This is a genomic window from Oceanobacillus sojae (genome assembly GCF_900162665.1).
GTDB lineage: Bacteria > Bacillota > Bacilli > Bacillales > Amphibacillaceae > Oceanobacillus > Oceanobacillus sojae_A.
In genome coordinates this window covers 379,109-392,325 of record NZ_LT727813.1, presented here as the reverse complement: position 1 = coordinate 392,325, position 13,217 = coordinate 379,109, and the positions used below count along the sequence as shown (strand labels likewise).

15 protein-coding genes are annotated in these 13,217 nt (G+C 40.3%); 2 read left to right on the top strand and 13 right to left on the bottom strand.

What is annotated here, in order from left to right; all coding sequences use genetic code 11:
- Positions 1-59 precede the first annotated feature (59 nt).
- The 10 genes from BN1068_RS19270 to hisZ form a co-directional block, all read right to left on the bottom strand.
- Entirely contained in the window at positions 60-998 is a 939-nt protein-coding gene (locus tag BN1068_RS19270) for an agmatinase family protein (RefSeq protein WP_077604453.1), read from the bottom strand.
- A gap of 497 nt (positions 999-1,495) precedes the next feature.
- On the bottom strand, positions 1,496-2,554 hold the full coding sequence (hisC, locus tag BN1068_RS19265) for a histidinol-phosphate transaminase (RefSeq protein WP_077604452.1): 1,059 nt from the start codon (positions 2,552-2,554) through the stop codon (positions 1,496-1,498).
- Positions 2,547-3,179 (bottom strand): bifunctional phosphoribosyl-AMP cyclohydrolase/phosphoribosyl-ATP diphosphatase HisIE, encoded by a 633-nt coding sequence (gene hisIE / locus BN1068_RS19260; RefSeq protein WP_077604451.1) that lies wholly within the window; start codon positions 3,177-3,179, stop codon positions 2,547-2,549. The genes hisC and hisIE overlap by 8 nt, the downstream gene beginning before the upstream one ends.
- Positions 3,179-3,940 (bottom strand): imidazole glycerol phosphate synthase subunit HisF, encoded by a 762-nt coding sequence (gene hisF, locus BN1068_RS19255; RefSeq protein WP_077604450.1) that lies wholly within the window; start codon positions 3,938-3,940, stop codon positions 3,179-3,181. Before hisF ends, hisIE begins: the two co-directional genes overlap by 1 nt.
- Entirely contained in the window at positions 3,930-4,652 is a 723-nt protein-coding gene (gene hisA, locus BN1068_RS19250) for a 1-(5-phosphoribosyl)-5-[(5-phosphoribosylamino)methylideneamino]imidazole-4-carboxamide isomerase (protein ID WP_077604449.1), read from the bottom strand. The genes hisF and hisA overlap by 11 nt, the downstream gene beginning before the upstream one ends.
- Positions 4,649-5,254, bottom strand: a complete 606-nt coding sequence (gene hisH / locus BN1068_RS19245; protein WP_077604448.1) for an imidazole glycerol phosphate synthase subunit HisH — start codon at positions 5,252-5,254, stop codon at positions 4,649-4,651. Before hisH ends, hisA begins: the two co-directional genes overlap by 4 nt.
- 36 nt (positions 5,255-5,290) lie before the next feature.
- Complete coding sequence (gene hisB, locus BN1068_RS19240; protein ID WP_077604447.1) at positions 5,291-5,875, bottom strand: imidazoleglycerol-phosphate dehydratase HisB; 585 nt, start codon at positions 5,873-5,875, stop codon at positions 5,291-5,293.
- Positions 5,862-7,166 carry a histidinol dehydrogenase gene (hisD, locus tag BN1068_RS19235; protein WP_077604446.1) on the bottom strand — a complete coding sequence of 435 codons (1,305 nt, stop codon included), beginning with the start codon at positions 7,164-7,166 and terminating at the stop codon, positions 5,862-5,864. The genes hisB and hisD overlap by 14 nt, the downstream gene beginning before the upstream one ends.
- Positions 7,147-7,797 carry an ATP phosphoribosyltransferase gene (gene hisG / locus BN1068_RS19230; protein ID WP_077604445.1) on the bottom strand — a complete coding sequence of 217 codons (651 nt, stop codon included), beginning with the start codon at positions 7,795-7,797 and terminating at the stop codon, positions 7,147-7,149. The genes hisD and hisG overlap by 20 nt, the downstream gene beginning before the upstream one ends.
- Positions 7,797-9,008: an ATP phosphoribosyltransferase regulatory subunit gene (hisZ, locus tag BN1068_RS19225; RefSeq protein ID WP_077604444.1), complete on the bottom strand. Its 1,212-nt coding sequence runs from the start codon at positions 9,006-9,008 to the stop codon at positions 7,797-7,799. Before hisZ ends, hisG begins: the two co-directional genes overlap by 1 nt.
- 308 nt (positions 9,009-9,316) lie before the next feature.
- On the opposite strand from hisZ, the gene BN1068_RS19220 reads away from it, so the two are divergent.
- Together BN1068_RS19220 and BN1068_RS19215 are read left to right on the top strand one after the other, a co-directional pair.
- Complete coding sequence (locus tag BN1068_RS19220; protein ID WP_077604443.1) at positions 9,317-10,105, top strand: histidinol-phosphatase HisJ family protein; 789 nt, start codon at positions 9,317-9,319, stop codon at positions 10,103-10,105.
- Positions 10,106-10,201: 96 nt separating this feature from the next.
- The gene (locus BN1068_RS19215) at positions 10,202-10,636 is read left to right on the top strand and encodes a universal stress protein (protein ID WP_175637204.1); all 435 of its coding nucleotides are present in this window, start codon (positions 10,202-10,204) and stop codon (positions 10,634-10,636) included.
- A gap of 79 nt (positions 10,637-10,715) precedes the next feature.
- Here BN1068_RS19215 and BN1068_RS19210 read toward each other — a convergent pair whose 3' ends face one another.
- From BN1068_RS19210 to BN1068_RS19200, 3 genes are read right to left on the bottom strand one after another with little or no spacing between them, the layout of a single operon-like run.
- Positions 10,716-11,486: an ABC transporter permease gene (locus BN1068_RS19210; RefSeq protein ID WP_077604441.1), complete on the bottom strand. Its 771-nt coding sequence runs from the start codon at positions 11,484-11,486 to the stop codon at positions 10,716-10,718.
- Positions 11,483-12,418, bottom strand: coding sequence for an ABC transporter ATP-binding protein (locus BN1068_RS19205; protein ID WP_077604440.1), 936 nt, complete (start codon positions 12,416-12,418; stop codon positions 11,483-11,485). Before BN1068_RS19205 ends, BN1068_RS19210 begins: the two co-directional genes overlap by 4 nt.
- Entirely contained in the window at positions 12,411-13,202 is a 792-nt protein-coding gene (locus BN1068_RS19200; protein WP_175637203.1) for a MerR family transcriptional regulator, read from the bottom strand. Before BN1068_RS19200 ends, BN1068_RS19205 begins: the two co-directional genes overlap by 8 nt.
- Positions 13,203-13,217: the final 15 nt, after the last annotated feature.

Here is a 13,217-nt window from a genome sequence, read left to right as displayed (position 1 = left end):
GTAAGTAATCGCAGCCCGCGGCTAAAGTATTCAATTAAAAGCTTAGTAACGCCAGATTTTTATGCATGCCCACCATGGACATGTCCTGCCAGCACATACAACACTGCTGTGGATACAAAGTGGGATGAATTTTGATTGAAATCCTGTTGAGGATATACTTCCACAAAGTCCATTCCACAAAGTCCGCGCTTACCAAATTCATAAATCATGGTAAGGAGTTCATAGGAAGTCAACCCGTTTCCATCAACCGGACCGCCTGGATTGAATGCAAAATCAAGTACATCACTACAGATGGTCAGATAAACAACGTCTACATCTTTAGAAGCCATCTCATATATTTCATTCGCATATTTCTTTAAATCCTTTTGCTCCCGGATGTCATTAATCGTTATTGTTACGGCCCCGGCTTCTTTAGCATGCTTTCCTGTTTCCGGCTTGTTTCTCGGACCTTTAATACCGGTATGAATTAAGCTTTCATTACGTACACCTTCTGTTTCATACAAGCGCATAAAAGGAGTACTTCGTGCAAATTTATCTCCATCATGATGCGGCATATTGTCATAGTGAGAATCAAGATGAATAATGCCGACATTCTTACCGGTATTAGTCAGACCTTTGACAATAGGGTAAGTAACGCCATGGTCTCCGCCAAGTCCTACAAGAAACTTTCCGCTCTTCCACAGGTTTTCTGCAAACTCCTCAATTCGGTTCATTGTTTCCGGGACATCATGAGGGACGATGCTGACATCACCGACATCCCCTAGGCATAAATGGTCTTCTACATTAATATGGTCTAACTCCGGCAGATATGTGCTGTATCTGGCTGAGGACAGTCTGATCTGTTTTGGACCTAGCTCGCAGCCGGTATAGTCTCCCCATGTACAGGCGCCTTCCCATGGAACGCCATAAATTAATACATCTGTATCATAGTCCTTTGTACTTGTCAGATTTTTTGCGCCTAGCAAAGGCGGTGTGTTACCGTAAATATTCGAGTTCATTTATGCTCCTCCTCATCTGATATGTTTGCGAACTCTCCCTGGTGGGATTTCGGGATAATCAATCTTCTTCATGATACATTCATTACATGTCAGACAACTAATAAATGTACATTATCCACCATGGAACCTCATTTATTTCTGCATTCCTGTAAAGGAATCTATTCTAATAATAATTGAAATAATAGATTCATCTCAAGAAATCTGACATGTTAAATCAGCTGATTTTAAATGATATGAGCTAAAATAGATATAGCGTGAACGTATAAGCATATGCTAATTTCATACATAAAAACCAGGACTTTTCTACAGGTTCTGCAGCATGATCATATTCAAAAAGTGAGTATGGTCATAGTTTCATTATAATTATTGCGAAAATTTATACAACCATTTTATGAAATTTTTGTATAAGAGCGTGTTCAAAAAGTAGTATTTCGTAGAGAAAGCTGCTAGAAATATCTAACAGCTTTCTGCTAATCTATTTAATTCGAGCAGATAGATTACTTCTCAACAATTCTATCAATTGCCTCCAGAAGCTTATTCATTTGTTCTTTTGTCCCGATTGAAATCCGCACATAGTTTTCCAGCCTTGGCTGATTAAAATAACGGATAAGAAAACCCTCCTGCTTTAATTGAGTAAACAGCTTTTCAGCTTCATTATCTGCGGGAGAAGCAAGGACAAAATTGGTTTGAGAAGGGAGGACATAAAAATTCCTTTTCTCTAATTCCTGACGAAAATAATCTCTTACTGTAATAATTTCCTGCTTTGTTTTTTCAAAATAAGCTGTATCCCTAAATGCTTCCATTGCTCCAACGATCGCTAACCGATCCATCGTATAGGAGTTAAAGGAGTCCTTTGCCCGGGTTAATCCTTCAATCAGATCTGGATGACCCAAGGCAAACCCGACACGTAATCCGGCAAGGGAACGGGATTTGGATAAGGTTTGTACAACAAGCAGATTTGGATAACTGTCAATCAGCGAAGCAGCGGAAGCTTCAGCGAAATCGACATAGGCTTCATCAACAATAACCGCTTGATCCGGGTTATTTTTTAAAATTTCTTCCATTGCCTCCATTTTTACATAAAGAGTGCTTGGAGCGTTTGGATTAGGAAAAATAACACCGCCCTCAGATTGAAAGAAGGCTTCAACAGGCAGGCTGAAATCGTCCTCTAAAGCAACCTCTTCGACATCCAGCTGATAAAGCTTTGCAAAAGCCGGGTAGAAGCTGTAGGTGATATCCGGATATTTTATCGTTTTGCCCGGTTCAAAAAATGTCATAAAACTAAAAGCAAGCACTTCATCGGATCCATTACCGACAAAAACCTGATCCTTATTCAAATCATAGTAACTGCCGATTTCCTCTCTAAGATCATCCACGGTAGGGGAAGGGTAGAGCTGTAATTTTGCAGTCTCTTCTTGAATAGCTTCCAATACTTTAGGAGATGGCGGAAAGGGATTCTCATTTGTGTTTAATTTGATAATGGCAGGGTCATCTAATTGTTCTCCTGGAACATAAGGCTCCAGCTGTTTGATTAATGGATTCCAGAATTTACTCACGGTGCTGTCCCTCTTTTTCAATATGACGCTCATTTAATATCTGTTTAATGTCTTTAGCAGTAACTCCTTGATTTTCCATTAAGACAAGCGAGTGATATAATAAATCAGCTAATTCATTTGTTAATTCCTCTTTATCATTATTTTTTGCCCCGATAACTACCTCTGTTGATTCTTCCCCGATTTTTTTCAGGATTTTATCCAGCCCTTTATTGAACAGGTAAGTAGTATAAGCACCTTCCTGCGGGTTTTCTTTGCGGTCTTTAATCTTGCCGGTAAGCTCATGAATCATAGAGAATAAAGGTTTCTCGTTTTCTAATAATGTATTTTCGAAGCAAGTGATTGTCCCTTTATGACAGGCTGGCCCCAACGGCTGAACCTGAACTACTAAAGCATCCTGATCACAATCAACCTTTATCCTTTTAACCAGCTGTTTATTACCGGAGGTTTCTCCTTTATTCCACAGCTCCTTGCGGCTGCGGGAATAGAACCATGTTTCACCGGTTTCTAATGTTTTTACCAGAGAAACCTCATTCATGTAGGCTAAGGTCAGCACTTCTCCAGTTGTATAATCCTGAACGATAGCCGGAACCAGTCCATTTTCATCGTACTTTATTGCAATTTCCATTATGCTCTCCTCCTCATTGGAATTCCTTGTGAGGATAAATATTCTTTTAATTCCGGAATTGGAATCTCCTCGTAATGAAAGACGGATGCGGCGAGTGCTGCATCAATTCCTTCTGCAAAAACTTCTGAAAAATGCTCATATTTTCCCGCCCCGCCACTGGCGATAACAGGTATATTTACGGCATCTGCAATTTTCTTTGTCAATGCAATTTGATAGCCGTTCTTCTCACCATCAGAATCCATGGCATTGATAACAAGCTCGCCCGCTCCGAGTGCTTCACCTTGTTTTGCCCATTCAATTGCATCCATTCCCGTGTCCTTTCTGCCGCCATTAATGAATACATGATAATCGCCATCTGCTGTTTTTTTTGCATCAATCGAAAGAACAATACATTGGCTGCCAAACTTGTCCGAAGATTCCTTAATTAACTCTGGACGCTGTACGGCAGCACTGTTCACGGATACTTTATCGGCGCCTGCATGAAGGACACTGTGAATATCTTCTATTGTGCGGATCCCGCCGCCGACCATAAACGGTATTGCGATTTCACGGGCAACCTGCTCCACAACATCTAAGAAAATATTCCGCTCTTCATTGGAGGCAGTAATATCATAAAATACAAGTTCATCTGCCCCTTCCCGGTTATAGCGTGCAGCCAATTCGACCGGATTAGCAACATCCTTGATATCTTGAAATTTCTTTCCTTTTACGACTCGGCCCTTATCCACATCGAGGCAGGGGATAATTCGTTTAGCGAGCATGATTATCCTCCTTTACAACATCCTCCAGCTGGATGGTTCCATCATACAGTGCTTTCCCGATAATAGCTCCGTAAAGGTCGAGCGCCTGAAGATTGGCAACATCCTCTTTTTGGGAAACCCCGCCAGAAGCAATAATATTCATATTGGTTGCTTCCTGCATTGCTTTTAATTCTTCGAGATTTGGTCCGCGCAGCATGCCATCCTTTAAAATATCTGTATATACAATGGTTTGTAAACCGGCTGCTTCCAATTTTTTAGCAAGGTCAGCTGCTTTTGTATCGCTGTTTTTTGTCCAGCCGTCAGTTGCAACATAGCCATTACGCGCATCGAGAGACACAGCGATTTTATCGCTGTATAACCTGATTGCTTCTGTAAGCATATCCCAATCCGTGATGGCCGAGGTGCCTAGAATAACCCTGGCAGCGCCGCCTTCTACATATTCTTTAATAGTATCTAAAGAGCGAATACCGCCGCCGACCTCTACAGGAATGGATAAAGCCTGAATGGTTTCTAAAATGACGGCTTTATTTTTTGCATCACCGGTTTTAGCACCGTCTAAATCAACCATATGAAGGAAGGATCCGCCAGCCTCCTGCCATTTTTTTGCTGTTTCCACAGGGGAGTTGTTATACGTAGTCTGCTGATTATAATCCCCTTGTTTTAAACGTACACAGTTCCCATCCTTTACATCAATTGCTGGAAAAATAATCATGAAATCGACTCCTCATAATTTTTCAATAATGCAATTCCGACATCGCCGCTTTTTTCCGGATGAAATTGCATGCCTGTTATATTTTTATCCTGTACAATCGCTGGCACGCGTCCACCGTAATCTGCGCTTGCTGCCAGTGTATTCTCATCCGGATCATCCACCGCATAAGAGTGGACAAAATAGACATAGGGCTTATCCCCAAGATTATTTAACAATGCGCCGGGCTGATCTGCCTGGAGAATATTCCAGCCCATATGTGGAACCTTTACTTTGTCAGAAATACGTTTAACAGAGCCGGAAAGGAAGCCAAGACCTGTACAGCCGCCATTTTCTTCACTGAATTCATAGAAAAGCTGCATGCCGAGACAGATTCCTAAAATAGGTTTGCCGTTTGCTGCCTCTTTTTTCAAAATAGTATCTAATTGATAGCGTTGTAATGCTTCCATTGCATCCTTAAAGGCGCCGACACCGGGAAGAATAATGGAATCGGCCTGATGGATTTCTTGTGGGTCCATGGTCAGCTTGGAGGTTTTTCCTAATTTATCTAATGCAAACTGCAGGCTTTTGATATTTCCTGCACCGTAATCAATAATGGCAATCATATGCTGGGCTCCTTTAAAAAAGATAGATAAGCGTTGTTACAGACTCCCTTTGGTAGAAGGTACGCCTTTTATTGTCGGATCGATGGATACGGCTTCGCGGATTGCCCGTCCCAATCCTTTAAAAATTGATTCAATCATATGATGTGTATTTGATCCATACAAAACCTCGACGTGAAGTGTTACTTTTGCGTGGCTGGTAAAACCAATCAGGAATTCTTCAACTAATTCTGTATCAAAATTCCCTACTTTATCCTTAAGGCCGTCTACCCGGTAAACTAAAAAGGAACGGCCGCTGATATCGATAGAAACAGAAGAGAGAGACTCATCCATCGGTGTTGTTGCTGTAGCATAGCGTTTAATGCTTTCTTTTGTTCCTAATGCTTCATTAAATGCCTGGCCAAGCACAATGCCGATATCCTCTACCGTATGGTGCTGATCCACCTCTAAATCTCCATCGCATTCCACCTGCAAATCCAGTCCACCGTGTTTGGTGAAGAGAGTAAGCATGTGGTCTAAAAAACCGACTCCTGTTTTCAATTCAGATTTACCTTCTCCATCTAAGTTAAGAGCAAGAGATATACTCGTTTCTTTTGTTTGCCGTTCTTTTTCAGCTTGACGCATGGTTATTCTCCTTTCGAATCCGAATAGCATTCGCGTGGGCAGTAAGGCCTTCCGCTTCTGCAATCGTAATAATCGTATCTGCATAATCGAGCAGCCGTTCTTTGGAATAATGAATGGTGCTTGATTTTTTCATGAAATCATATACACCAAGCGGGGAAGAAAAACGTGCTGTCCCGTTTGTCGGCAAGGTATGATTAGGGCCTGCGAAATAATCACCCAAGGGTTCACTGGAATATGGCCCGATAAAGATAGCCCCGGCATGCTTGATTTTCTCAACCTGTTCTTCTGCGTTTTCTCCCATTAATTGGAGATGCTCCGGAGCAATGGAGTTAATTAGCTCGATTGCCTGTTCCTCATCATCACAGATAATAATTTTTCCATTTGCCTGAATGGATTCACGGATGATTTCCGCACGTTCCAGTAATGGAATTTGACGTTCGACCTCTTTTTGGACTTCTTCTGCATAGTCAGCATCTGTAGTCACGCAAATCGAGGTGGCATCCTCTGCATGTTCCGCCTGTGACAATAAATCAGCCGCAACATAGGAAGAAGGGACAGTGTTATCAGCGAAGGCGCAGATTTCACTTGGACCTGCAATCATATCAATGGCTACATCGCCAAACACCCATTTCTTCGCGCGGGCGACAAAGGCATTTCCCGGACCGACAATCTTATCTACTTTAGGAAGGCTCTCTGTTCCATAGGCTAAAGCAGCCACGGCTTGTGCTCCACCGATTTTGTAAACACCGGTCGCGCCGGCAATTTTTGCTGCTGTAAGAACGGCAGGATCCAGGCTTCCATCCGGGCGGGGCGGGGTAGTAATGACAACCTGCTCTACACCGGCAACGACAGCTGGAATAACATCCATCAATACAGTTGAGGGATAGCTGGCTTTTCCTCCTGGTACATAGACACCGACACGATCCAGCGGTGTAATTTTTTGCCCCAGCCGAATACCTGGCTGCGGACTGAATTGAAAGCCATCTTCTTTTGTTTTTTGCTGGTACTGCCGAATATTTTCAGCAGCAGCTGTTAATGCCTCAAAAAGGGCAGGCTGTTCTGTTTTTATCCTGTTAAAAGCATTATTCCACTCTTCCTCTGAGACGGGGAGGGAGGAGATATCAGCCTTATCAAATTTCTTAGTATATGCAAGTGCTGCTTCATCACCGCGTTTTTGCACAGCGCGAATAATTTCTAAAACCTGCTCATCTAAATTTTGTTGTATCGTTTGCGTTGCTTTTTCTGTATTTGCTAAATTTCGTTTATATGTTTCATAACGGAGAATTTGCATTTTCCTCACTCACAACCTGTTCCAATTTTTTTAATACGTCTTGAATTTCTTTTGAACGTGTTACAAAGCTTGCTTTATTCACAATGAATTTCGTGCTGATAGTTTCGATATCTGCTAGTATTTCCAATCCATTTTCATGCAGCGTATTTCCTGTCTCGACAATGTCAACGATATAATCCGCAAGACCAATCAATGGCGCCAGCTCAACGGAGCCATTGAGATGTACGGTTTCAATCGTCTGATTGCGTTTATCAAAAAAGTTTTTAGCGATATTCGGATATTTGGTGCCAATCGTCAAAGATTGATTATCAGGAAGGGAGGTCCCTTTTTTTCCGGCGACAGAGAATTTACATTTTCCAATCCCTAAATCAAGGATTTCATAAACATCTGCTTCTGTTTCGATAATATTATCTCTTCCGACAATACCGATATCGGCCGCACCTTTTTCTACATAAATCGGGACATCCATCCCTTTTAAAAATATTAAGCGCAGTGTCTTGTCTTTATTGAAAAAAACAAGCTTGCGTGTCTTTTCATGGAAATCTTCAAAATGGATTCCTGCTGCTTCTAATAAATCAATGGATTGCTTAGCAGGACGTCCTTTTGCTAAAGCGATGGTAACTGGCTGCATCATTCAACGTCCTTTCTTAAATACCAATCTAGTAATTCCTGATCAGTTTTGAAGTCCTTCAGCTGTTTTTGTTTACTATATACTAATTTTTCGAATTTTACGAGTATCTCCGGTGAATCGGAGAGTTCTTTATTCTCTTTGGCGATTCTGGCAACGACTGTATAATTTTCAGCTCTTAATGCTTCAGCAAGCTGAAATGCACGCTGGCGTTCAGAAGGTTCATAACGAAGCTCGATAATCTCTTCTTCTATAAAAGCAGCGGAGAGTAAGTTAACCAGCAAATCAATCTCAAAGGCAAATCCGATGGCAGGCATTTCCTGGTAAAAGGAGCGGCTCAGATAATCGTAGCGTCCTCCCATCATAATTGGCTGTCCCAGGCCTTCTGCGAATCCCTGAAATATAATCCCTGAATAATAATTCATATGGTTAATCAGCCCAAGGTTAATTGAAATGTAGGAATCAACTTGATAGTCTTTGAGAAGCTGATAAACTTGAGACAGATAGTCCAGCTCTTCCCGCATGCGGTCTGTTGTGATAATATTCTCTGCTTCATCGATAACAAGACTTGCATCACCATATAACATAGGAATTTTTCGGATTTTTTCAATTAGAGAAGCATTCAGATCCAAGTCTTTTAGAAAAGGAACAATTTCAGAAATGTTTTTGGATTGAATATACTGATCAAGCTGTTTTTGCTGTATGGCATTAAGGTCAGCTTCACGTAATAATTCTTTATAAAAAGTCGCATGGCCAATTTCTATTTTAAAAGAAGGAATGGCTAATTCTTTTAAACTTGTAACAGCTAATGCAATCAGTTCAGCATCTGCTTCAGGTGTACGCTCTCCGAACAGCTCGACACCTGCCTGAGTACGGGAACGTTCCTCTAAAGTTGAACGAAAAATATCGAGCACATAAGACAGACGTCCGGATGCCACCTTCTCCTGCAGGTTGGTATAATGCCTGGCGATTGGAATGGTTGCATCCGGACGCAGGACAAGCACTTTTCCAGATGGATCAATCAGCTTTAGCATGTCAGCTGTATTAACCGTTCCCTGGACATCATTATATAAATCATAATCTTCAAAAACAGGTGTTTCTACCTGCTGATAGCCGAATTTTGAGAACCGGCTGGTTAATTTATGGATAACATGACGTTTTTTAGCGTATTGTTTCGGGTAGAACATGGAATGAAGCAATTGTTTATTTCTCATAAAATTCTCCTTCTATTTTTAGAGGATGTTCAAAAAGTCCAATAAAGATGACTCGGTGAATTTCTGCGTTGACGTGCTTTTTCCGATGGGACTGCGATTACTCGCCCCACCAAGAACGTTACTCACGTATTATAAAGCATACGCTCCGTTCGTAAAAAGCACGTCGCCTTGAACTTCTTGGTCCTATTTATCGGCCTTTTTGAACACATACTTTTAATGCTTTATTAATTTAGTGCTTTATCTAATTAAAGTTATTTAGTATTATAATAATGTTCAGAAAAAAAGTCAATGAAAGGAGTTCAACTTTTATGTATGATTTTCATATGCACTCAACCTTCTCGGCAGATTGTGAAGCACCAATGGAGGATATGATTCAGGAAGCGATTAAAAAAGGGCTTAAAGAAATTGCATTTACCGAGCATTTAGATGTGGACTATCCGGATGAGGAATGGGATTTCAGTTTTGATCCGGAAGCTTATCAAAAAAAATTAGAAGGTTTACGGGAGAAATATAAAGATAAAATTCAAATACGCAAAGGGATTGAAGTTGGTGTACAGCCGCATGTGCTAAAGGAAACATCCGGATTTATTGACCGGTTAAATCCGGAATTTATCATTTGCTCTATGCATGCAACGAATGGACAGGATTTACACTCAGGTGAATTTTTTGAGGATAGAACCATCGATGAAGCGTACCGTGTTTATTTTGAAGAATACTATGCGTGCTTAAAGAATTTTAAAAATTATCATATTCTGGGGCATCTTGATTTAGTCAGCAGATATGCGTCAGGAGGACTGGAGCACCTGCCGACGGATATCATCGAAGAAATATTAAAACTGGTTATCTCAGAAGGTAAAGGAATTGAGTTAAACACGTCCGGCTATAAATACGGCATGGATGCTCCGCTGCCAAGTAAAAATATATTGCGGATATATCATGAGCTTGGCGGAGAGATTATCACTTTAGGATCGGATGCACATCGCCCGAAAGAAATTGCTGCTCATTTTAAGGAAGCAAAGGAAATACTGACAGATGCCGGTTTCTCCTATATATGCAGTATCAATGGAGAAGAGGTTCAATATCATTCCATTAAATAATGACGCTTTTTCAACATTATTATAAATCTGTAAACTTTTTAAAGGGAGATGTTACGATATAAATAGGAAGAAAATATGAATTGGGGAGGAATAGTAATGAGTTTTAATATTTTAGTAGCTTATGACGGATCCGACCTTAGCAGAAAAGCAGTAGAAGAAGCAAAAAAACAGGTGAAGCTTGCGGAGGACGCTGTGCTGCATGTCGTAACCGTTATTTCGAATGGCGGGCCAACTGTAAATGTAGCTCTTGCCCGCAGTTTTATGAATGATTTGGCCGAAGAGGCCCGTCCTGCTATTGAAAGTATTCGTGAGGAGTTAGTAGGAGCAGGGATTGCGTGTAAAGCAGATATTCTGATGGATTATACCTTCCGTAATCCAGCTTCACAATTAATTGATTATGCGAAAGAAAATGAAATAGAATTGATTGTTCTGGGCAGCCGGGGTCTGGGAGGAGTAGGAAGATTCTTCCTGGGAAGTGTCAGCAGTCAAATTGTTCATCAGGCACAGTGTAAAGTACTGGTTGTTAAATAATAATAGGAAAAAGAAAATCTAAAGCTGACTTTGATAGTTGATCAGGGCTGCTTTAGATTTTCTTTTTCTATATAATAAATTAAAAATCCCTTTTTTGAAATGAAATAATGGCTATCAGAGCTGTAATTACTAACCAAAGTAATAACAGACCGATACTCGTGCCAGTTCCCAATGCTTCAAAGGATCCTTCAGCAGCAGTACCAGATAAACTGTGTATTGCTGACTGAGGCATAAATGGCAGCAATATTTTTTGAACGGTATCTGGAAACATATTAATAAGTGCCGGAACTGCCATAACAATGATGGAGAAAGCCATACCTCCCCCGCTGCTCTTGAAAAAAATAGTCGCTGCAACGGTAAGCAGGCAATAAAACACCGGCATCACCATTATGCCCAGAACAAATTGTCTGATATCAGTATTTGCAAGATTTGCAGCATCCATATTATTCATCATTAGAATGATTTGACTGCTTAAATAAATGAGAGTAATAAGCAGCACACTCAGTACAATAGACAGGAGGAAAAAGGTTATATATTTTCCCATAAAAAACTTTTTTCGATCTGGAACGACAGCCAAAGAGGAATAAATCGTTTCTGCAGTAAATTCTCTGGATACAGACAATCCTGTAAAAATAATCAGCAGAATACTGGCTAAATCCATCCCCAGCATATTTGCTGAAACCACCTCCAGGACGGATAAATCTGTGATGGATCTTCCTTGTGTAACATGGGTAGTTACGGAAAAAATAAATCCTGCTACTAAACTGATTCCAATTGTAAAAAGTAAATATACTCTTGAAAAACGAAGAAAGAAAATTTTTTTATGTTCAGCTTGAATAATATTTTTCATTTTAATTTCCTCCCTTTCCCAGGAGGAGTGCCGGCCGATACGTAATCCATTTTATCTTCTGTTAATTCTACAAATAATTGTTCTAATGAAGGCTGTATTTTGGTTAATTCGTATAAAGCCAGATTCTTTTCCTTTGCCAGCAACCCAATTTGTTTCATCTCCAAATGGTGAACATGCAATTCTTCATTTTTACTTTGTTTGATATCCGCACCTTTTTCTGTTAATAAGGATATTAATTCTTCGTTATTTTCACAACTTACTTTCACATAAGAGCCGAGGCTTTTTTCTGCCAGTTCAGTTACTGTCATATCTGCAATTAAATTTCCTTGAGCAAGAATAATCATTCTGTCTGCTATCATTTGCATTTCACTCATCAGATGGCTGGATATTAGTACTGCTTTTCCATCCTGTGCCAGCTTCTTTGTTAATTCACGTAACCAATGAATGCCATCTACATCCAATCCATTAAAAGGTTCGTCTAAGATAACTGTTTCCGGATTGCCTAAAAGTGCAGTCGCTATCCCTAAGCGTTGTTTCATTCCTAAGGAGAATGTATGGACTTGCTTGTGCCTTACATTTTCCAATCCTGTTGTCCTTAACATTTTTTCTGCTTGCTTTTTGGGGATACCGCTTGCTGCAGCAATTAATTCTAAATGCTGTTTTGCAGTTAATTGTGGGTTTACAGCATTCCCGTTGATTAAGGCTCCTACTTTGGAAATAGGCTGCTTTAGCTCTTTATAGCTCTGTCCATCAATTGTTACGCTCCCCTCACTCGGATTCATTAATCCCAAAATCATTTTCATCGTTGTTGATTTCCCTGCGCCATTAGGGCCTAAAAAGCCTGTTACAGCGCCGGGATGAATAACCAGTGATAATTGATTTACAGAGATTTTCCCCTTAAAGGTTTTCGTTAAATTTTTCATTTCAATCATTTTTATTCCTCCAAACATCAGATTTGCCAGAGGATAAATAGTAGTCTACAGACTTATCGATAAACGAATCTGTAAAATCCATCAGCCGATGATCTTCCTCCGGCCACTGTTCCCGGTTTTTGTAGGAATTCTTATGCGCTGCGAGTAAATCCTGATTTCCTTCCGAAATACTTACAACCATCTCTATCCATTTTTTTGCGAAAGCCTGCCCCTGCTTACTATCCGGTTCAATATCGTTTAGTATGTGAGCAACAGCTTCCAGTATAAGCGCTTTCCAATTCCAATATATTTCTAAAACCTCTTCCCAATTCTGATAATGCTCCATAAAGGTATTTTCTGCTTTTTTGTCAAATGCAACATCTTTATATTGATAGATAGTGTCCTTGTTTAAAGAGATAATTAATTGCACGAGGTTTCCTAAAGGAAGTGATTCATTTTCGTTCATTCCTGCGAGACTTGCTTCAATCATAGCAATATTACTTTTGATATCATGCAGCTTATAGTAGAAGACCTCTCTTTGTTTTTCCAATACGCTAATAAGCTGCTTTGCCTTGGTGGTTTCTTCCAGCAGCTTGTTAATATCTTTAATTTTTAACCCTAAAGACTTGTAGAATAAAACCTGCTGCAGTCTTGTTAAATCTGACTCCTTGTAGTATCTTCTTCCATTTTCTTCGTCTTTCTCCAGTGGAACTAAATCGATATTATCGTAATATTGTAGCGTCCGGACGGTGACACCGGTAAGCCTGGAGATTTCACCGATTGAAAATCTGCTTTCTTTTTCCACGATAGCACCTCCTCA

What these genes read in the sequence shown, in the direction of transcription:
- hisA (WP_077604449.1), bottom strand. Translation starts at nt 4,652, where the DNA reads ATGATTATTTTTCCAGCAATTGATGTAAAGGATGGGAACTGTGTACGT.
- BN1068_RS19220 (WP_077604443.1), top strand. Translation starts at nt 9,317, where the DNA reads ATGTATGATTTTCATATGCACTCAACCTTCTCGGCAGATTGTGAAGCA.
- hisF (WP_077604450.1), bottom strand. Translation starts at nt 3,940, where the DNA reads ATGCTCGCTAAACGAATTATCCCCTGCCTCGATGTGGATAAGGGCCGA.
- hisIE (WP_077604451.1), bottom strand. Translation starts at nt 3,179, where the DNA reads ATGGAAATTGCAATAAAGTACGATGAAAATGGACTGGTTCCGGCTATC.
- hisD (WP_077604446.1), bottom strand. Translation starts at nt 7,166, where the DNA reads ATGCAAATTCTCCGTTATGAAACATATAAACGAAATTTAGCAAATACA.
- BN1068_RS19215 (WP_175637204.1), top strand. Translation starts at nt 10,202, where the DNA reads ATGAGTTTTAATATTTTAGTAGCTTATGACGGATCCGACCTTAGCAGA.
- hisG (WP_077604445.1), bottom strand. Translation starts at nt 7,797, where the DNA reads ATGCAGCCAGTTACCATCGCTTTAGCAAAAGGACGTCCTGCTAAGCAA.
- BN1068_RS19210 (WP_077604441.1), bottom strand. Translation starts at nt 11,486, where the DNA reads ATGAAAAATATTATTCAAGCTGAACATAAAAAAATTTTCTTTCTTCGT.
- hisH (WP_077604448.1), bottom strand. Translation starts at nt 5,254, where the DNA reads ATGATTGCCATTATTGATTACGGTGCAGGAAATATCAAAAGCCTGCAG.
- BN1068_RS19270 (WP_077604453.1), bottom strand. Translation starts at nt 998, where the DNA reads ATGAACTCGAATATTTACGGTAACACACCGCCTTTGCTAGGCGCAAAA.
- hisB (WP_077604447.1), bottom strand. Translation starts at nt 5,875, where the DNA reads ATGCGTCAAGCTGAAAAAGAACGGCAAACAAAAGAAACGAGTATATCT.
- hisZ (WP_077604444.1), bottom strand. Translation starts at nt 9,008, where the DNA reads ATGAGAAATAAACAATTGCTTCATTCCATGTTCTACCCGAAACAATAC.
- BN1068_RS19205 (WP_077604440.1), bottom strand. Translation starts at nt 12,418, where the DNA reads ATGATTGAAATGAAAAATTTAACGAAAACCTTTAAGGGGAAAATCTCT.